The sequence below is a fragment of the Tateyamaria sp. Alg231-49 genome, from assembly GCF_900143535.1.
Taxonomy (GTDB): domain Bacteria; phylum Pseudomonadota; class Alphaproteobacteria; order Rhodobacterales; family Rhodobacteraceae; genus Tateyamaria.
Map to the genome: position 1 here is coordinate 39,244 of NZ_FRFA01000006.1, position 17,593 is coordinate 56,836.

General features: G+C 59.5%; 19 protein-coding genes, 1 tRNA gene and 1 pseudogene. 12 read left to right on the plus strand and 9 right to left on the minus strand.

Annotated elements, in window-relative coordinates:
* Window positions 1-32 precede the first annotated feature (32 nt).
* Window positions 33-893 carry a helix-turn-helix domain-containing protein gene (locus DHN60_RS10815; RefSeq protein WP_108837329.1) on the minus strand — a complete coding sequence of 287 codons (861 nt, stop codon included), beginning with the start codon at window positions 891-893 and terminating at the stop codon, window positions 33-35.
* A 110-nt stretch (window positions 894-1,003) separates the two neighbouring features.
* Between DHN60_RS10815 and DHN60_RS10820 the strand changes: the two genes are divergently transcribed.
* Window positions 1,004-1,933: a fatty acid desaturase gene (locus tag DHN60_RS10820; RefSeq protein WP_108837330.1), complete on the plus strand. Its 930-nt coding sequence runs from the start codon at window positions 1,004-1,006 to the stop codon at window positions 1,931-1,933.
* 16 nt (window positions 1,934-1,949) lie between these two features.
* Window positions 1,950-2,852: an EamA family transporter gene (locus DHN60_RS10825; protein ID WP_108837331.1), complete on the plus strand. Its 903-nt coding sequence runs from the start codon at window positions 1,950-1,952 to the stop codon at window positions 2,850-2,852.
* Window positions 2,853-2,854: 2 nt separating this feature from the next.
* Here the strand turns inward: DHN60_RS10825 and DHN60_RS10830 are convergent, their stop codons facing one another.
* Window positions 2,855-3,553, minus strand: coding sequence for an NUDIX hydrolase (locus DHN60_RS10830; RefSeq protein ID WP_108837332.1), 699 nt, complete (start codon window positions 3,551-3,553; stop codon window positions 2,855-2,857).
* Window positions 3,554-3,605: 52 nt separating this feature from the next.
* Window positions 3,606-4,013: a DUF983 domain-containing protein gene (locus tag DHN60_RS10835; protein ID WP_108837333.1), complete on the minus strand. Its 408-nt coding sequence runs from the start codon at window positions 4,011-4,013 to the stop codon at window positions 3,606-3,608.
* Between the two features lie 201 nt (window positions 4,014-4,214).
* Here DHN60_RS10835 and DHN60_RS10840 point away from each other — a divergent pair, with 201 nt between their 5' ends.
* The 4 genes from DHN60_RS10840 to DHN60_RS10855 are packed head-to-tail and all read left to right on the plus strand — an operon-like array spanning window position 4,215 to window position 6,171.
* Window positions 4,215-4,664 carry an EF-hand domain-containing protein gene (locus DHN60_RS10840; protein ID WP_108837334.1) on the plus strand — a complete coding sequence of 150 codons (450 nt, stop codon included), beginning with the start codon at window positions 4,215-4,217 and terminating at the stop codon, window positions 4,662-4,664.
* A 57-nt stretch (window positions 4,665-4,721) separates the two neighbouring features.
* Window positions 4,722-5,312: an RNA polymerase sigma factor gene (locus DHN60_RS10845; RefSeq protein ID WP_108837335.1), complete on the plus strand. Its 591-nt coding sequence runs from the start codon at window positions 4,722-4,724 to the stop codon at window positions 5,310-5,312.
* A 5-nt stretch (window positions 5,313-5,317) separates the two neighbouring features.
* Window positions 5,318-5,686 (plus strand): hypothetical protein, encoded by a 369-nt coding sequence (locus tag DHN60_RS10850; protein WP_159089180.1) that lies wholly within the window; start codon window positions 5,318-5,320, stop codon window positions 5,684-5,686.
* Window positions 5,687-5,688: 2 nt separating this feature from the next.
* On the plus strand, window positions 5,689-6,171 hold the full coding sequence (locus DHN60_RS10855; RefSeq protein WP_108837337.1) for a periplasmic heavy metal sensor: 483 nt from the start codon (window positions 5,689-5,691) through the stop codon (window positions 6,169-6,171).
* A 93-nt stretch (window positions 6,172-6,264) separates the two neighbouring features.
* Here the strand turns inward: DHN60_RS10855 and DHN60_RS10860 are convergent, their stop codons facing one another.
* On the minus strand, window positions 6,265-7,662 hold the full coding sequence (locus DHN60_RS10860; protein ID WP_159089181.1) for a diguanylate cyclase: 1,398 nt from the start codon (window positions 7,660-7,662) through the stop codon (window positions 6,265-6,267).
* A 95-nt stretch (window positions 7,663-7,757) separates the two neighbouring features.
* Between DHN60_RS10860 and DHN60_RS10865 the strand changes: the two genes are divergently transcribed.
* From DHN60_RS10865 to DHN60_RS22655, 6 genes and pseudogenes are all read left to right on the plus strand, one after another.
* A complete protein-coding gene (locus DHN60_RS10865) occupies window positions 7,758-8,042 on the plus strand; it encodes a DUF3572 domain-containing protein (protein ID WP_108837339.1) in 285 nt (94 codons plus the stop codon).
* The gene (locus tag DHN60_RS10870; RefSeq protein ID WP_199913659.1) at window positions 8,033-8,764 is read left to right on the plus strand and encodes an HAD family hydrolase; all 732 of its coding nucleotides are present in this window, start codon (window positions 8,033-8,035) and stop codon (window positions 8,762-8,764) included. The genes DHN60_RS10865 and DHN60_RS10870 overlap by 10 nt, the downstream gene beginning before the upstream one ends.
* A gap of 103 nt (window positions 8,765-8,867) precedes the next feature.
* Window positions 8,868-10,424, plus strand: coding sequence for a trimethylamine methyltransferase family protein (locus DHN60_RS10875; RefSeq protein ID WP_108837340.1), 1,557 nt, complete (start codon window positions 8,868-8,870; stop codon window positions 10,422-10,424).
* Window positions 10,425-10,528: 104 nt separating this feature from the next.
* Window positions 10,529-11,116: a heme NO-binding domain-containing protein gene (locus DHN60_RS10880; protein WP_108837341.1), complete on the plus strand. Its 588-nt coding sequence runs from the start codon at window positions 10,529-10,531 to the stop codon at window positions 11,114-11,116.
* Window positions 11,113-12,150, plus strand: a complete 1,038-nt coding sequence (locus DHN60_RS10885; RefSeq protein ID WP_108837342.1) for a GGDEF domain-containing protein — start codon at window positions 11,113-11,115, stop codon at window positions 12,148-12,150. The genes DHN60_RS10880 and DHN60_RS10885 overlap by 4 nt, the downstream gene beginning before the upstream one ends.
* Before the next feature lies 1 nt (window position 12,151).
* Window positions 12,152-12,355 (plus strand): annotated as a pseudogene (locus DHN60_RS22655) (PucC family protein); the annotation flags it as partial.
* Between the two features lie 456 nt (window positions 12,356-12,811).
* Here the strand turns inward: DHN60_RS22655 and DHN60_RS10895 are convergent.
* From DHN60_RS10895 to DHN60_RS10915, 5 genes are all read right to left on the minus strand, one after another.
* Window positions 12,812-12,886 (minus strand) — tRNA-Glu (locus tag DHN60_RS10895).
* An 88-nt stretch (window positions 12,887-12,974) separates the two neighbouring features.
* Window positions 12,975-14,714 (minus strand): single-stranded-DNA-specific exonuclease RecJ, encoded by a 1,740-nt coding sequence (recJ, locus tag DHN60_RS10900; protein ID WP_108837532.1) that lies wholly within the window; start codon window positions 14,712-14,714, stop codon window positions 12,975-12,977.
* 105 nt (window positions 14,715-14,819) lie between these two features.
* Window positions 14,820-15,788: a class II fructose-bisphosphatase gene (glpX, locus tag DHN60_RS10905; protein ID WP_108837344.1), complete on the minus strand. Its 969-nt coding sequence runs from the start codon at window positions 15,786-15,788 to the stop codon at window positions 14,820-14,822.
* Window positions 15,789-15,821: 33 nt separating this feature from the next.
* Complete coding sequence (locus DHN60_RS10910) at window positions 15,822-17,108, minus strand: homoserine dehydrogenase (RefSeq protein WP_108837345.1); 1,287 nt, start codon at window positions 17,106-17,108, stop codon at window positions 15,822-15,824.
* A 96-nt stretch (window positions 17,109-17,204) separates the two neighbouring features.
* On the minus strand, window positions 17,205-17,492 hold the full coding sequence (locus DHN60_RS10915; protein WP_108837533.1) for a hypothetical protein: 288 nt from the start codon (window positions 17,490-17,492) through the stop codon (window positions 17,205-17,207).
* Window positions 17,493-17,593 lie beyond the last annotated feature (101 nt).

Consider the following 17,593-nt stretch of genomic DNA (forward strand, 5'->3'; position numbering starts at 1 on the left):
GGAGTCCGGCACCCACCGACCCCTGTGTGATGTCACTTTATCAGGCTGCGCAAACCGTCCAGATGGTCGGGGATATTGCGTGCGCTTACCCGCGCTTCGCGCACCAGTTCGTCAAAATGTAGTGACAGTGTTTCGATCCGTTCGCGGTCGCGAAAGGCCATGTAGTGTCCGCCAGTGTAGAGCACGGCGAGCAGGGGACCAAAGACGGTGATCGGGGCGGAATAGAGGCGACGGGCATCGAACAGATAGACCCGCAGTCGGGGGTAGAGTTGCCGGGTCAGGTCGGTGAGGTGATTGAGTTGCGCCTCGCGCGTTTGGGCGGGTAGCCCTTCGTAATATCCGGTGCCGGCCGCAAAGCTTTGTACCTCGTAGAGCGGCATGGCGATTTCGTAGTCCGATTGCGCAGCACGCATCCAGTTCAGCCGGTCACGGGAGGCGTTGATAGCCTGCGCCGTGGTCTTTCCGAGATGCGGCGAATACTCCCATTCCAGCATGTCCTGTGATTTCAGCATGTCGGGCAGGCCTGCAGGCACGTGGCGGATTTTGTAGCCCGCCGCCTCCTGATGCCAGCCGAAGATGCGCTCGTCTACCAGTGCGCGGGGGGCTTGGGTCAGGGTGAGGGCCGCTGCGGTCAGGGCCGCGGCACTTTCGGGCCGATCCGAAAGCCCCAGCAGCCAGTCAGTCGAGACGCCGAGTGCTTGGGCGCATGCCCCGACAACTTGTGCCCCGGGCAGGCGCGCACCTCCGCTTGCCAGCGCCTGAGATACGGTGGAGCGGTCGGCGCCGATTTGGCGGGCCAGCGCGCTTTGGCTGATCCCTGTGCTTTGCATGGCGCGGGCAAGCCTGCGGCGGAACCGGTCCGCACGGTCGCGTTTGTCAATAATATTACTCATTTGGTGATATAAATCACAGAATGTCGGGTTTGTTAACGATATTCAGAATGTGCCCGCAGCGAACGGGTGGCTAGGGTCCATAGTAGACCTTTGAAAGGACCCCCGTCATCATGCCCCCCACATCCACCGCCCGACCGCTGCGTTCTGAATTTCTTGAGGCAGTGGAATGGGGCACTTTGGCACTGTGGTCGGGATGTATGGGGGTGTTGGGCGCGGCTGTGTTTTTCGTTTCGGACTGGTCACTAGCGCTTGCGGTTGTGATGGTGGCGCTGGCCCTCGTGTTGCATGCCTCTCTCAGCCACGAGGTGCTGCATGGTCACCCGTTTTCGTCCCGATTGGCCAATGAAGCGTTGGTGATTGTCACGCCTTTGCTCTTCATTCCTTACATCAGGTTTCGCGACACCCACCTTGCGCATCACAGGGATGAAAACCTGACGGACCCCTATGACGATCCGGAGACCAACTATATGGACCCGGCTGTCTGGGACGAGTTGCCTCGTGCGATCCAGATGCTTTTCCACGTCAACAACACGCTTATCGGGCGGATGCTGATCGGGCCTGTGATCTCGCAATATGTGTTCATGCGCGACGATTGGCGCGCCATCCGGGCTGGGGAGTGGCAAGTAGCCATGGGTTGGCTTTTGCACCTGCCGGGCGTTGCGCTTGTTCTGGCTGTGGTCTGGGGCTCGCCTATGTCGCTGGGCGCGTATCTTTTGGCTTGTTATGCCGCTTTGTCGATCCTCAAGATCCGCACCTTTCTTGAGCATCAGGCCCACAAGCTGGCGCGGGCCCGAACTGTCATCGTGGAAGATCGTGGGCTGCTGGCGTTTCTGTTTTTAAACAACAATTTGCACGTTGTGCACCACATGCACCCAAAGGTGCCTTGGTATCGCCTGCTGGGCATGTATCGCGCAAATGCCTCGCGCTATCTGGTCCGCAATGAGGGGTATTGTTACCGGTCTTATGGCGAGGTTTTTGCGCGCCACTTGTTTGCTGCAAAGGACAAAGTGGCCCATCCGCTCTGGTCGCGGCGGCGCTGATCCCCCATAGCGGGGTATGACCCTTTGGATTCCCATCACCGTCGCAGCGGCGTTGTTTCAGACGCTGCGGTTCATGCTGCAACGCCAGTTGTCGCTGGGCACGCTGAGTGCGGGCGGGGCGACGCTGGCCCGGTTCATGTATTCTGCCCCGCTGGTTGCGGTGCTTATCGTGATCTACATGGCGCAAACTGGGCAGGACTGGCCCCGGTTCGGGTCGGAATTCTGGGCGTATGGGGCCAGCGGGGGGCTTGCGCAAATCCTTGCGACCGTCGCTACCGTGCGTCTGTTTCAGGCACGTAATTTCGCTGTCGGGATCACGTTTAAAAAGACCGAAGTGATGCAGGCCGTACTGGTGGGCTGGGTCGTTTTGGGCGACTCCGTTTCTGTTTTGGGGTTTGCGGCCATCGGGCTCGGGCTGGTTGGCGTTTTACTTTTGTCCGCTCCGCCGGACCTTGTGCGTGTGCGTTTGCGCGATCTGGCCAATCGGTCTGTGGCTCTGGGCCTTGGCGCGGGGCTGCTGTTTGCCGTCTCAGGCGTCTGTTATCGCGGTGCGTCCCTCAGCCTTGGGTTGGAGGACCCGCTGGCCCGTGCGGGTTTGACCTTGTCTGCGGTGACGGCGATGCAGCTGGTTGCCATGGTGATTTGGCTGCGATGGCGCGATCCTGGGCAGGTGACTGCCGTTTGGGGCGCGCGCCGCGTTGCAGTTTGGGTCGGCCTGATGTCGATGTTTGGATCTTTTTGCTGGTTCACCGCCTTCACCTTGCAGAACGCGGCCTATGTGAATGCGGTGGGGCAGGTGGAGTTGATCCTGAGCGCGCTGGCCTCCACGCTGGTCTTTCGTGAGGCTATCAGTGCCCGCGAGTGGGCCGGGATGGCGGTTTTGCTGGGATCGATCCTGATGTTGATTGTTGTGATCTGATCCTAGTCCCGCATCGGGGTGCCGCGCAGGCGCAGGAACAGGCTTTCCTCGTCGTCATTTCGGAAATAGGGCACGCTGGCGGGCGGAGTTCGATCCTGTACCCGGGCCGCAATTTCGCTCAGCACCACTTCGGTGATAAAGGGCATGTCGAAACTACGTACTTCATCCAGACCAACCCATTGGAGGTGGGATAGCTCATCCGAGGCTTGGCCAAAGTCGTCGAGTTCAGAGGCCAGATCGTCTGCATCAATCAGGAAAAACCGAGCATCGAACCGGCGCGGGCGTCCGGGTGGTGTTAGGGCGCGGAATACGAACTGTAATGGTTCAGCATGAGGCAGGTGACCTGTGGCTGCAAATCCATGCCAGTCGGTTGGGGGAGCGTCCCACTCGCCGGGTGTGCCAAGGATCTGCCCGGTTTCTTCAAACAGTTCACGGATTGCGGCAACTGCCAGAGCAGGGGCAAGACCTGGTGTACTGTCCTCGGACAGACGGTCCGTGTTGGGGGCGGCGAGTGTCGTGGCCAGTGGAACATGGTGGTCAGCGGCGTCCACTGCTCCGCCGGGAAAAACGAACTTATTGGGCATAAACGCAGCCTTCGCCCCGCGCTGTCCCATCAGAATGCGCGGCGACGTTCTCCGATCACGCAACACGATCACGGTCGCGGCGTCGCGCACTTGCGTCTTGTCTATCTCTGTGGCCATGCGGCGCGGCGTCCTGTCATTTGCAATGTCACGTCCGGGCAGCCTAGGCTGATCAGCCGTTTTGAGCAAACCCGCCCATGCCGCGCGCCCACTGAAAACCTACGATCGCCCCTTTGAGCCGCGGCAGCAGATACAGCGACAGCGCCACGCAGCCCACGGCGAATATCGTAAACAACACCAACGGCTCCGGCCGCCATTTGACAAAAGCAAAGTGCAGCAGCGGCGCCATCAGGTGCCCGACCAGCAGGATCGTGAGGTAGGCCGGTCCGTCATCCGCGCGGTGGTGCGAATAGTCGAGCTTGCACACAGGGCAGGTGTCAGCCACAGCCAGATACCCCTTGAGAAGGGGCCCTTGACCGCAGCGCGGGCATTTGCGTCGCCAGCCACGAAAAAGGGCCGGGCGCACGGCGCGTTGAGATGCGTCGTTGTCAGTATCGTCTGATGTGGAATCTGTGTGCACGAAACTGTTCCTTCGTCACTGCCCGGTTAATGTGGAGACAAGCGGTGCAATATGGAATGGCTCAAACTGTCCTTGCGTCCCGATGTCGCGCTTTCGTGTGCCAAAATTTTTTCGACGGAATGTTCGAAAGCGTCCGTTTGATGGGTATGGCGCGGTTGGAAAAGCCAACCCGTCATGAAGTAATAACGGAGTAAGAAACACATGAAACGTACAACATTTATCGCCGCCATCGCAGCTGCTGCTGTAGGTTTGACCACGCTGTCCGCCATGGCCCGCGAACGCGGCCCCGACTTTGCCACTCTGGATGCCGATGGCAACGGGGAGGTGACTTTGTCCGAATTGCAGGCTGGCGGTGAGGCGCGGTTTGAAACAACCGACACGGATGGTGATGGTTTCCTGAGCCTGCCTGAGTTGGAAGCCGCAACTCAGGCACGCGCAAGCGAACGCGCTGCTCGCACGATGGAGCGGATGGACGCCAATGATGATGGTAAATTGTCTGCAGAAGAGTTGAAGAACCCGCGCCGCGACCCGTCCCGCATGTTTGAACGGCTCGACGCAGACGGCAGTGGCGGCATTTCCGAGGAAGAGTTTCAGGAAGCCCGTGCCAAGATGCAAGAGCGTCGCGGTGGCAAAAAGCGCAACAAAAACTGAGCCAGACCCGATCCCGCCCCTTGCATAAAGGGGCGGGGCAGAGATAGCCCGGACCCGATGGCCATGCCCCTTGATACCGATCCGCATATGGATGACGCCGACCTGCTTGCGGCTTATGCACGTGGGGATGCCGGTGCGGCCCGTTTGTTGACGGTGCGCCTGACCCCGCGCGCCTATGGGCAGGCGGTGCGGATGCTGGGCGATACGGGCGAGGCCGAAGATGTTGCCCAAGAGGCGATGATGCGCCTGTGGCGCGTGGCCCCGGAGTGGCGCCACGGCGAGGCAAAGGTTACCACGTGGTTGTTCCGCGTGGTTGCCAACTTGTGCACCGATCGCCTGCGCAAGCGTGCTCGCGCTGCAATGCCACTGGACGCTGTGGCCGAGCCCGAAGACCCGACCCCGTCCGTGGAATCACAGATGCAAGATGATGCGCGCCGGGATGCATTACGCCTTGCCCTTGCTGCCTTGCCGGAACGCCAGCGGATTGCGGTCACGATGCGCCATTTTGAAGGGGCTGCGAACCCCGAGATCGCAGAAGCCCTTGGCATCGGCACGGAAGCGGTCGAAAGTCTGACGGCCCGTGGCAAGCGCGCCCTTGCGGCGGCACTCAAAGGTCAGGCTGCTGCCCTTGGATATGAAGAAGGATGAAGGACATGACCAACACCCCAAATCGCAACGGTGACGACGCTTGGATCGATGGGATGCTGGATGATCTGGCCTGTATGCCCGTGCCGGAGACCCCGGATGACCTGATGACGTGTGTCATGGAGGATGCTTATGGGATGTTGCCCGCGCCCGGTGGGCGCGTGATCCCTGCGCCCTGGTGGCGCCAGGTCGTGGACGGGATTGGCGGCTGGGTGGCAGTAGGTGGTCTTGTTACGGCCGCTGCAACCGGGTTTGTCGTTGGCCTTGGCGGCCTTGACAGTGTGGGGGTCACTACCCCTTGGACCATGACCTACGAAACCTATTACGACAGCCCTGGCAGCCTCGATGCCTTTGGCTGGGACATGGAAGAAGGTTGATCATGCAAGAAGAGACCGAAACCAAACGCTGCCCGCTGTGGATCAAGTTCGTTCTGGCTCTGTCATTGGGGTTGAACCTATGTATTGCGGGCCTTGTTGCCGGGTTTGTGTTGCGTGGCGGACCGATGGCCGGGCGCGCACCCGCGCTGGGCTATGCGATGCCGTATGTTCTGGCCTTGCCGCGCGAACTGCGCCGCGATGTGTTTAAGGCTGTGCGTAATGACGACAGCCTGCCTGACAGGCGCGCCCGCCGCGAAGAATACCGGGATATGATAAAAGCCCTGAAGGTGACCCCGTTTGACGCCGCCGCCGTTGAGGCGGTGCTGCTCCGTCAGGGCGACGGTGTGTCTCGTGTGCAGACCGCCTCGCAAGCTGCGTGGCTGGAGGCTGTCTCTGGTCTGAGCGATGAAGAGCGCGCAGCCTATACTGACCGGATTCAAGATGCACTGAACCGAAATGATCGCCCGAAGAAGGGCAAGAACTGAAGTCTCGTCCACTAAAGCCTGAACCGACCCCTTGGCCACGTCCATTTCAATGGTGTTTGGCGCAATCCTGCCAGGCGTCGGTGCATTCTGCCTTTATGCCGCCGGGCGCAGCAGGGTGACCCGATGCCGTCCTTCAGCCTTGGCGCCGTAAAGCGCCTTGTCCGCCCGGTCCAGCAGCGATTCGGCTGTCATCGGCAGTGTATGCGTGGTTTTCAGATCCGGATCGCAAACCGTCAAACCAATCGAAATGGTTGCCGTGAAGCCCTGCATACCCAGGCCCGGCATTCCGAATGGCGTGTCGCGGATCATGCGGCACAGACGCTGGGCGGCCTTGCGCGCATTGCTCAGACCCGCGCCCGGCATCACGATCAGGAACTCTTCGCCCCCGATCCGGGCCACAAGGTCAACGCTGCGCAGGTTTTCACGTAATCGCCGTGCCGTTTCGATCAGGACAGCGTCGCCTGCCGCATGCCCATAGGTATCGTTGATCTGTTTGAAGTGGTCCATGTCGGCAACCATCACTGCGAACGGTCTTTTGGACTCCGCGGACCGGTCGGCCATCCGCGACAGATGGGGCATGGCGTAGCGGCGATTGTGCAGACCGGTCAGCGGGTCGATCACAGCCGCTTCGACCCCCGAACGGACCGTGTCGCGCAGCGCATCTGACATCCGCTTGCGGGTCATCAATGTCTCTAACCGCGAGGAGAGTTCGGAAGGGGCCCTGTCGAAGGCCATCAGGTCGTTTGCCCCCATGTCGAGCATTTGAGCGCCAAGGCGAGGATCGGTGTCCATCTGGAGGATGACGATAGCACTGTGGCGCGTCACTGCGTGGCTGCGCAGCGTTGCCAGCAGGCTCAGCATGTCCGCCATATTGTCGCGGTCCACGGGCAATACAAATGCATCCGGCACTCCGTCCGCGTCGCTGTAAATGCCTTGGCATGGGGCACGAGCCGTGATGCGTGCTGACATCAAAGGGGCAATGGCGTCGCGCAAATCGGTGATGTCGACGGTGGGTTCTGCAAGGATACAGACGTGCTGGCGTGGGCCAAACTCTGCGCTTGGTTCAGCAAATCCCAGCGCGCGCGACGTGCCGTCCCTGAGGGTCCATTCGCTGGCCGACGCATAGGCGCGCAGTACGCTGCGTGCGCGCGCCAACAGCAGGGCATCATCAACCGGGCGCTCCAGAACATCTTCGACCCCCGCCCCAAACAGTCGCTGTCGGTCTAGCGGAGCCCCTGGCGCTGCCATAACGATCACTGGGATTTTGCCGAGCAGGCCCGCCTTGCGCAGCCGCGCAAGAAGGCGCAATGGATTTCCGTCTGGCAACATATCAGCACACAGGATCATGTCAGGCACCGATGCGGTAACCGCAGCCATGGCTGCCTGAATACTGTCGGCTTGCATCATTTCGTAATGACTCGCCTCTAACTTGACGCGCAACATGATGCGGTTGGTTGCAATGGCATCGATGACCAGGATCTTACCGTGCATGAGGCGTGTCCATTTCATTACAGGTTCTGTGCATTCGTTATTTGTTCGTTTAGGTTAACAAAGGGTTTCGAAAGCCGAGAGAAGGTTCATTCGTCGTGGGAATGTCGCAAGAATCCGCCGAAGTTGTGGGGCTGAAAGCTCTGACCTGGATGGCAGGCAACGAAGAGTTGTTGCCTGTTTTTCTTGGCGCGACAGGTGCAAGCGAGGCAGATGTGCGCGCAGGGGTCACCGATCCTGGCTTTTTGGGTGCGCTTTTGGATTTTGTTATGATGGACGACAATTGGGTCCGAGAGTTCTGTGATTCCGCCGGTCTGGCCTATGACCAACCGATGCATGCGCGCATGATGCTGCCCGGAGGGGATCAGGTGCATTGGACGTGAGTGATTCCCCGCTCCCAGTAAACGGCATCATCTTTGACAAGGATGGCACCCTGTTTGATTTTGCCACCACGTGGGAGGCATGGGCGGCAGCCTTTCTGCTGCGCGTTTGCGAAGGCGATGCGGTCCGTGCCAGCACCTTGGGCGTTGCCATCGGTTTTGATCTGGACAGTCGCAGCTTTGCACAAGACTCCATTGTGATCGCAGGCACCGCTGGCGAAGTTGCTGCGGCCCTGTCGCCACAATTGCCGGACCTGACCACAGTTCAATTGCTCACCATGCTGAACGCCGAAGCTGGAGCAGCACCCCAGGCCGAAGCTGTCCCGCTGGCGCCATTTCTGAACGATTTGCAGGCGCGTGGATTGGCCCTGGGTGTGGCCACAAATGACGCCGAAGCGCCTGCGCGGTCCCATCTTGATGCGGCTGGTGTCACCGGTCTTTTCGACTTTGTTGCTGGGTTTGACAGCGGCCATGGCGGTAAGCCGGCACCGGGTCAGCTGTTGGCCTTTTGTGCAGTCACTGGCCTGTCACCAGAAGGCGTTATCATGGTTGGCGACAGCCTGCATGATCTGCACGCTGGTCGTGCAGCGGGTATGCGCTGTGTTGCGGTGCTGACAGGGATGGCCAGCGCCGAGGACTTGTCGCCGCATGCCGAAGTCGTTTTGCCGAATATTGGCTATATCCCTGACTGGCTCGATCAATTGCATGCGGCCCCACCGCGATAGACACCCCTGCCTTTAAAAACGACACGTACCGTCGCAAACGGCAATGTCGCCGCGTGTTCCGTGATGTGTCTTAGGGGGCGAACTGCATCGAAGGGGACGTTTCATGACCGACACCAAACGTAAGACTCGTGGCGGCGGACGGGCAGGGGCGGCGGCCCGGCGTGGTGGCGCAGTGATCGAGCAGATGCCATGGAATCCTCCGGTCATGATTGACCCACCGGTGGAACCACTGCGTCCTGAGGGCGTTGAGGCGATCCATGACGGTGCGATGCGCATCCTGGAAGAAATTGGCATTCAATTTCTTAACGATGAAGCATTGGAGATCCTGCGCGAGGCGGGATGTAAGGTTGACGGCGATATCGTCCGCATGGACCGCGAATTTGTTATGGAGATGGTGGGCAAGGCCCCATCTGAATTCACGCTGACCCCGCGCAATCTGGATCGCAAGATCACCATCGGTGGACGTCACCTCACCTTTGGAAACGTGTCCTCGCCGCCCAATTATTGGGATATGGAGTTGGGCACAAAGGTGCCTGGCACGCGCGAAATGTGTGCGAACCTGCTCAAGCTCACGCAGTATTTCAACTGTATCCACTTTGCTGGTGGGTATCCGGTTGAGCCGGTCGACATACATGCCTCTATCCGACATCTGGACGTTGTTTATGACAAGCTGACGCTGACGGATAAGGTCATGCACGCCTATTCCCTTGGCAAGGAGCGGGTCGAAGATGTGATGGAGATGGTGCGCATCGCCGGCGGCCTTTCGGATGAAGAATTTGAAGCGACGCCGCGGATGTACACAAACATCAACTCGACCTCGCCGCTGAAACACGACCATCCCATGATTGATGGCTGCCTGCGTTTGGTGCGTCGGGGACAGGCGGTCGTGGTAACGCCTTTTACGCTGGCGGGCGCTATGGCGCCGGTGACCATGGCAGGGGCCGTGGCGCAGTCCATTGCCGAGGCATTGTGTGCGATCGCGTTGTTCCAATACGTCCGGCCCGGCACGCCCTGCGCCATCGGGACGTTCACGTCCAATGTCGACATGAAGTCCGGCGCTCCGGCCTTTGGCACCCCTGAATACATGCGCGCCACGCAGATGACAGGGCAGTTGGCACGGTTTTACGGGTTGCCCATGCGTTCATCGGGTGTCTGTGCTGCGAATGTGCCGGACGGGCAGGCCATGTGGGAGACGTCCAACAGCCTTTGGGCGGCGGTGCAGTCGGGCACCAATATGGTTTATCACGCCGCAGGCTGGCTGGAAGGCGGGCTGATCGCAAGTCCGGAGAAATTTATCATGGATTGCGAAGTTTTGCAGCAAATTCAACGCTATCTCGATCCCTCTCTGACAGCGACCGGCCCTGACGAGATTGCGCTTGAAGCGGTCAAGTCCGTCGGCAATGACGGGCACTTCTTTGGCATCCAACACACCCAGGATCGGTATGCGACGGCCTTTTACCAACCCTTCCTGAGCGACTGGAAGAATTATGAAGGCTGGGAAGCAGCCGGTGGGGTGTGGACCCAAGAGCGGGCGCACACGATGTTCAAAAATATCATCGCCAACTTTGAAGCGCCGACAATGGACGTGGCGATCCGCGAGGAATTGGCTGATTTCGTGGCGCGGCGCAAATCCGAAGGCGGAGCACCAACAGACTTTTAGAAGCCCTGCTGCCCGAAAGGGAAACTAGCTAAAACTCGATTTGTTAGAGGATTGTTTAGTCCTGTTAACCAAAATCGCTGACGCGGATTTGGGATTAAGTCGTTATGCATGGGTTAATAAATAGGGCAATTCAGTGCTTTGTCGAAGACAGCTATGGCTCTGAAACATGGGTAGAGGCTGCGGTAAACGCGGGTCTCGGATTTGTCGAGTTCGAATCTATGCTGGCCTATGATGACGACGTTACACCGAAACTGCTGGATGCTGTCAGCCATGTCCTGAACCGTGAACGCAACGAGGTCATGGAAGATATTGGGACGTATCTTGTGTCGCATCCCAATGTTGAGGCATTGAGGCGGCTGTTGCGATTTTGCGGTCTAGATTTCGTGGAATTCCTGCATTCGCTGGATGATCTGCCAGACCGTGCGCGGTTGGCTGTCTCAGATTTGAATCTTCCGGGGCTGGAGTTGCGGGACCTTGCCCCGGGGCAGTTCAGACTAGCGTGTGACAAATCGATCGAGGGGTATGGGCACGTCGTTATGGGTGTTTTGCGCGCAATGGCGGACGATTATGGCGTCTTGGCCGTTTTGGAACATGCCGGATCAAACAACGGGACCGAAACGATTTCAATCACATTGATTGAAACCGAATTTGCCGAGGGGCGTTCATTTGAATTGGGCGGGCGTGCGATATGATGGCGCCTGACCAACTCACGCGCATACTGGATGTTCTTTGCCCCATGCATTTGGTGATTTCGGACACGGGCATGATTACCCATGCGGGTCCGACTGTGCAGAAACTGCGCCCCGAGACAACGCTGGTCGGAGAGCAGTTCCTCGATGTTTTTGATCTCAAGCGTCCACGTTCCATAGAGAAAATCAGCGACTTGCGTGCCAATGCCGGGACGAAGATGCACCTTCAATTGCGTGCGGCACCCCAGACCGAGATTAAAGGCGTGTTGATGCCTGCACCGCTGTCCGGGCACAGCATCGTGAACCTGTCTTTTGGAATTTCTATCGTGGACGCGGTGGCCGACTTTGCCCTGACCAGCGCGGATTTTGCCGCCACTGATCTGGCCATTGAGATGCTGTATCTTGTCGAGGCAAAGTCCGCCGCGATGGATGCTTCCCGTAAGCTGAACCTGCGTTTGCAGGGTGCTATGATTTCCGCAGAAGAACAGGCATTCACCGATACACTCACCGGCCTCAAAAATCGCCGTGCGATGGATCATGTTCTGGCACGCCATGTTGACTGGGGCACACGCTTTGGTCTGATGCAAGTCGACCTTGATTGGTTCAAGGCCGTCAACGACACGCTTGGGCACGCCGCAGGCGACTTTGTCCTGCAGAATGTGGCCCGCATCATGGTGGAGGAGACACGCGGTTGCGATACGGTCGCACGCACTGGCGGTGATGAGTTTGTGATTATTCTGCCCTATGCAAGTTCACAGGACGTGTTGGAGAATATTGGCCAACGCATCATTGAACAGTTGTGTCGCCCTATGATGTATCAAGGCGAGATGTGCCGGATTTCTGGCTGCATCGGAATGGCGATTTACGATCCCGAGTCCTCGAAAACTGTGGCGGAGATTATGGATGATGCTGACGTCGCGCTTTACGCCTCCAAAGATAGAGGGCGGGGGCGTCAAACGTTTTATGAGCCTTCCTTGCGGAAAAAGGTCGCCAATTCAAATGATCCCGCGGCGCCCGACGGCGTCGCACAAAGATAGTTTGTCCCTGTTCAAAGTGACAGTTGGCATGGCTCTTGTGCTGCTGGTCGGCACGCTCAACCAGTTTATGATGGTTGAACTTTCTGTCGCTGTGATGCTGGCCCTGCCGTTACTGTTTGCACCCTTGAGCAGCTTGATCGGGTTCAGGTCGGACACCCATGTCTCTGCCCTCGGGCCGCGCCGCGTCCCCTTCATCTGGAGGGGCATGGAATGCCGAAAACCGCACAGACGTCCTATGTGGCCAATGTGGCGACAGCTTCAGCCCGATACGATCGATCGTCAGGCATTGCAGCACCCGGTGCCGGGTCGCTGCGCATCGAAAGGAGCTGACATGACTGATGAAATGATCGACACGCTTTGGGCGCGGGTGAACTCTGCTGACCGAAACAAAGTGGTAGCATATGCGGATGCATTGCCGTCAAAGCCAGTTTGACAGAAATGAACGACGAAGACCGAAACCGTGTCTTGGGTTACATCGACGGGTTGAAAACGTCAGATTAGCAGATAAGCCGTGCATCACGTGATCCGCCAAGTATTGCGGCACCCCGGTGCCGAGTCGCTGCACTGACCTGATCCGCCGAATTCAATTGTACAAAGGAACGCACGACGATCCGTGTTGGATCGGTTTGTTCAATTTTTACAGTGTGTTGAAAGATGCAGATGGCATCCCGTAGGGGAATCGAACCCCTCTTTCCAGGTTGAAAACCTGGCGTCCTAACCGATAGACGAACGGGACACAAACTGTGTTCGGGTCTTTAGGCAATCGGGGTATCGGGCGCAAGCGGAAAAATCGCATATGTTCCAGATTGTCGGCCTCTCGTGGCTCAGGCGGGTGCCGCATCCTCAAGCCGCAGCTGAACGCTGGCCCGTCCCCGAAATGTATTGATTTCAAGGCGCCCTGCGAGGTGAAAGGATGCCCCGCCATGATCCATCAAGGCTGGACCAAGCGGACCATCAAAAGCACCAAAAGAGATTGCGTCAATGCGAGCGCCTCCGCGCGCGCCGAAAGAGAGTTTCAGGTGCGACTCGCCCACCCGCTTGGCGTAATAAATCTGCATGCCGGCAAAAGCATAGCGTGGCGCTGGCGCGCCAGCCCCGAAGGGTCCCGCAGAATCGATCTGTTCCAGCAATTGCACGGTTGCCGCATCGGGCATCAATGCGCCGCTCAGGCGTAGATCAGCAGGTCCAAGGGCGTCCGCCCCTTGCCGCGCCAGTAGCTCAGACAGACGCGCCATGGCCGCTTCGATCTTGTCTTCTGCGACGGTCAGGCCTGCAGCCATTTTGTGCCCGCCACCTTTGATCAATAGTCCTTCGGCCGCCAGCCGTTGGATTGGCGCGCCAAGATCAATGCCGGACACGGATCGTCCCGATCCTTTGCCAATGCCGTCTTCGACCCCGATCACGATTGAAGGGCGGTTGGTGGCCTCTTTCAACCGCGACGCCACAATGCCGACCACGCCTGGGTGCCATCCGGGGCCTGACGCCCATGCCAGAGCGCCATCCTGCCCGCGTTCCTCACTTTGGCTGAGCGCAGCGGCGCGCACCGACGCCTCGATATCGCGCCGTTCCGAGTTGAGTGTGTTGAGCCGTTCGGCAAGAGCTGCGGCTTCGTGCGGATCATCTGTGGACAGCAGGCGCGCGCCCAAATCGGCCTGACCGATCCGTCCACCCGCGTTGATGCGCGGGCCCAAAAGGTAGCCGAGATGATAGGGCGTGGGCGCTGTATCCATGCCGGCAACATCCGCAAGCGCCACGAGGCCCTGACGGCTGCGCCGCGCCATCACAGTCAGCCCTTGGCGCACGAAGGCCCGATTGACGCCCACCAGCGGCGCGACGTCCGCGACAGTGGCCAGCGCCACAAGGTCGAGCAGAGCCATCAGGTCCGGACCTTTTTTGCCCGCTTCGCGCATCTGGCGACCGGTTTCGACCAGCATCAGAAACACCACGGCTGCGGCGCACAGATGCGCCAGAGTGCCGTCTTCGTCCTGTCGGTTGGGATTTACGACGCTGTGGGCCGCGGGGAGCGTTTCAAGGCCGAGGTGGTGATCGAGAACCACGACATCCGCCCCTTTTGCCGCCTCTATGGGGCCGTGGGACAGCGTGCCACAATCCACGCAGATGATCAGGTCATGATCCCGGGCGAGGGCGGCCATGGCGGCGTCATTGGGCCCATAGCCTTCATCAATTCTGTCCGGGACATAGAGCGTCGCGGTGTGCCCGAGCCCGCGCAGCCAAGTCAAAAGCAAGGCGGCTGAACTGCCACCATCCACATCGTAATCGGCGAAAATCGCGATCCGCTCACGCTTGCTTAGTGCCTGCAAAACGCGTGTGGCTGCTTGCTCCATATCCCGCAATGACCGCGGGTCGGGCATCAAGTCGCGCAAAGTGGGGGACAAGTAGGCTTGCGCGCCGGTTGCATCGACACCTGCGCGCGCGAGAATTTGGCACACGGGAGGGGGCAGGGCGGTCTGTTGTGCCAATGCCTCTGCCGTGCGGGCCAGATCGGCCGAAGGTCCGACCCACGTGCGCCCGCTCAACGATTGCTCGACACCCAGAAACGCCACGGCCTCCTCCTTCATCTCGCCTAAAAATCTCCCGCCGGAGGCACGAAAACTAACCCACGCCTCAGATCAGGTGAAAGACGCCGGTCGCTTGGCGCCTGTGGCCGCTCAGACCGTGTGAACTGGCGTGCGATAGTTGATGCGCCGAACCGAGCCGGTTTTGGAGCGCATCAGAAGCGTTTCGCACTCGAGCCATCCGGGTTCGCGGTGAACGGCGGCCAACAAAGACCCAGAGGTGACGCCGGTCGCTGCAAAGATCACATCCTGCGTGACCATTTCGTCGCGGCTGTAGATCCGGTTCAGGTCTGTGATCCCTGCCTTGGCCGCGCGCCCTTTTTCGTCGTCGTTGCGGAACAGCAATTGGCCATAAATCTGACCGCCCATGCATTTCAGGGCCGCGGCGGCCAGCACGCCTTCGGGTGCGCCGCCTTCGCCCATGTACATGTCGATACCTGTGGACGGGTCCGCGCAATGCATGACGCCGGCGACATCACCATCGGTGATCAGGCGAATCGACGCGCCTGTGGCACGCACCGCTTGGATCATGGCCTCGTGGCGGGGGCGTTCCAGAATGCAGACTGTAATGTCGGACGTTTCGCACCCTTTGGCTTTTGCAAGCGCCGCTACACGCTCGGCCGGAGACATATCAAGGGTCACAGTGTCTGCCTCAAAACCGGGGCCAATTGCCAACTTGTCCATGTAAACGTCTGGCGCATGCAGCATTGAACCGCGGGGTCCCATCGCGATCACGGTCAGGGCGTTCGGCATATCTTTGGCGGTCAGTGTGGTCCCTTCAAGCGGGTCCAGTGCAATGTCCACTCCGGGGCCGTTGCCTGTGCCAACCTCTTCGCCGATGAACAGCATTGGCGCTTCGTCCCGCTCGCCTTCACCGATCACCACAACGCCTGCAATGTCGAGCATGTTCAATTGCTCGCGCATGGCATTCACTGCGGCCTGATCTGCGGCCTTTTCATCACCATGTCCAACCAGACGGGCAGACGCCAAAGCGGCGGCCTCGGATACACGGGCCAGGCCAAGCGAGAGCATGCGGTCCTGAAAGATGGAAGGGGTGGTCATGGCAATAGTCCTTTTCGGGATCAAACAGGGTGCTCAGACGGCTTCGATGCGCAGCACCACAGGGTCAGAGAGCAATACGTCTATGGATTTCATCGCGCCAATCGCGTTGTCGAGGTCGGCGCGCGTGGTTTTATGCGTCACGATCAGCACGGGGGCCGAGGAATCGCTGTGTTCATACTGGCGCATCCGGTCAATACTGACACCCGCATCGCCCAGCACGGTTGCGATTTTGGCAAGCGCCCCGGGTTTGTCGGCCAGTGCCATCCGCAGATAGTACGGCGCAGGCAGGACGGAACTTGCGCGATCTGCATGTTCAAGCATGGCGGCGGGCTGACCAAAGACGGGCAGGCGGGTGCCGCGCGCTATGTCGCACACGTCGCCCATCACCGCAGAGGCTGTTGGCCCCTCGCCAGCGCCGGGCCCGCGCAACACGATTTGTTCGACCGCGTCGCCTTCGATGGCCACCATGTTGGTGCCACCCTGCAATTGGCCCATAGGCGAGGATGCGGGCACAAGGCAGGGCATCATTCGCTGTTCAAGACCGCGCCCGGTGCGCTGTGCAACGCCCAGCAGCTTGATTTTGAACCCCATGTCATCGGCGTGCCGGATGTCATTGATACTGACACGTTCGATCCCTTCCAGTTCGATCCCGTCAAAGTCGACCTGTGTGCCGAATGCGATAGAGGACAGAATAGCGAGTTTGTGCGCTGCGTCGATGCCGCCCACGTCCAGTTGCGGATCGGCTTCCAAATACCCAAGTGCGTCGGCTTCGGCAAAGACCTCATCATAGCTCAGGCCTGCGTTTTCCATGCGGGTCAGGATGTAGTTACAGGACCCGTTCATAACCCCGACGATCCGGGTGATGTCATTGCCCGCAAGCCCTTCGCTCAGCGCCTTGATCACAGGGATGCCCCCGGCGACTGCTGCCTCATAGCGCAGCGACACTCCGGCAGCTTCTGCCGCTTCGGCCAGTGACTGGCCATGGATGGCAAGCATAGCTTTGTTGGCGGTGACCACGTCTTTTCCGGCGGCGATAGCGGCCTCAACCGAGGCTTTGGCCGGGCCTTCGGTGCCGCCCATCAGTTCGACATAGATGTCCACATCGTCCCGCTTGGCCAGCGCAACGGGGTCGTCTTCCCATGCGTAGGCCGACAGAGACACGCCGCGATCCTTGTCACGGCTGCGCGCGCTGACGGCGGTTATTGTAATGTCACGACCCGTCCGCACAGCCAGCATAGCGGCGTGCAGGCGCACGATTTTGACCACACCGATACCAACCGTTCCCAATCCGGCGATGCCAAGGCGCAGGGGTGCGTTCATGTGGGTGTCCTTTTCATCATGCGCACCGGTCTTCGGGCGTTTGGTCGCGATGTAACGGGTTCCGGGATGGGGTGCAATTGCCGTGCACGCGCAGAATCAGTTGCGCGCCGCCTCTAGCTGACGTTCGGTCTCCGCATCCACAACGTCGCGCTCTTGCAAGGCGGCGGCGCGTGCGCGGAGTGCGGCAATGCGCCCGTCTAGTGCCTGCGTGGTCTGGATTGGATCTGCCACAACCGGGGCGTTGGCATTTAAAAGCGGTTCAATTGGGACCAGTTGCGGGAAATCGGCATCCCTGAGGTCCGGCGCAACAGTGCCGTCAAGTTCGGGAAATTGCGTGCAAGCGGCAAGCGTCAGGCACAGTATAAGGGATGTAGCGCGTATCACGTGGCAGGTGTCCGCAAAAGGCTGCAGGTTCAAAAAGGATGCACGATGGGGCCGCCCTGCGCAAGCGCCACTTGGTTTTGAACGCTTGTTCAGTTAAACCC

What these genes read in the sequence shown, in the direction of transcription:
- DHN60_RS10825 (WP_108837331.1), top strand. Translation starts at nt 1,950, where the DNA reads ATGACCCTTTGGATTCCCATCACCGTCGCAGCGGCGTTGTTTCAGACG.
- DHN60_RS10885 (WP_108837342.1), top strand. Translation starts at nt 11,113, where the DNA reads ATGATGGCGCCTGACCAACTCACGCGCATACTGGATGTTCTTTGCCCC.
- DHN60_RS10815 (WP_108837329.1), bottom strand. Translation starts at nt 893, where the DNA reads ATGAGTAATATTATTGACAAACGCGACCGTGCGGACCGGTTCCGCCGC.
- DHN60_RS10875 (WP_108837340.1), top strand. Translation starts at nt 8,868, where the DNA reads ATGACCGACACCAAACGTAAGACTCGTGGCGGCGGACGGGCAGGGGCG.
- DHN60_RS10830 (WP_108837332.1), bottom strand. Translation starts at nt 3,553, where the DNA reads ATGGCCACAGAGATAGACAAGACGCAAGTGCGCGACGCCGCGACCGTG.
- DHN60_RS10845 (WP_108837335.1), top strand. Translation starts at nt 4,722, where the DNA reads ATGGCCATGCCCCTTGATACCGATCCGCATATGGATGACGCCGACCTG.
- DHN60_RS10820 (WP_108837330.1), top strand. Translation starts at nt 1,004, where the DNA reads ATGCCCCCCACATCCACCGCCCGACCGCTGCGTTCTGAATTTCTTGAG.
- DHN60_RS10880 (WP_108837341.1), top strand. Translation starts at nt 10,529, where the DNA reads ATGCATGGGTTAATAAATAGGGCAATTCAGTGCTTTGTCGAAGACAGC.
- glpX (WP_108837344.1), bottom strand. Translation starts at nt 15,788, where the DNA reads ATGACCACCCCTTCCATCTTTCAGGACCGCATGCTCTCGCTTGGCCTG.
- DHN60_RS10840 (WP_108837334.1), top strand. Translation starts at nt 4,215, where the DNA reads ATGAAACGTACAACATTTATCGCCGCCATCGCAGCTGCTGCTGTAGGT.
- DHN60_RS10855 (WP_108837337.1), top strand. Translation starts at nt 5,689, where the DNA reads ATGCAAGAAGAGACCGAAACCAAACGCTGCCCGCTGTGGATCAAGTTC.
- DHN60_RS10850 (WP_159089180.1), top strand. Translation starts at nt 5,318, where the DNA reads ATGACCAACACCCCAAATCGCAACGGTGACGACGCTTGGATCGATGGG.
- DHN60_RS10860 (WP_159089181.1), bottom strand. Translation starts at nt 7,662, where the DNA reads ATGCACGGTAAGATCCTGGTCATCGATGCCATTGCAACCAACCGCATC.
- DHN60_RS10910 (WP_108837345.1), bottom strand. Translation starts at nt 17,108, where the DNA reads ATGAACGCACCCCTGCGCCTTGGCATCGCCGGATTGGGAACGGTTGGT.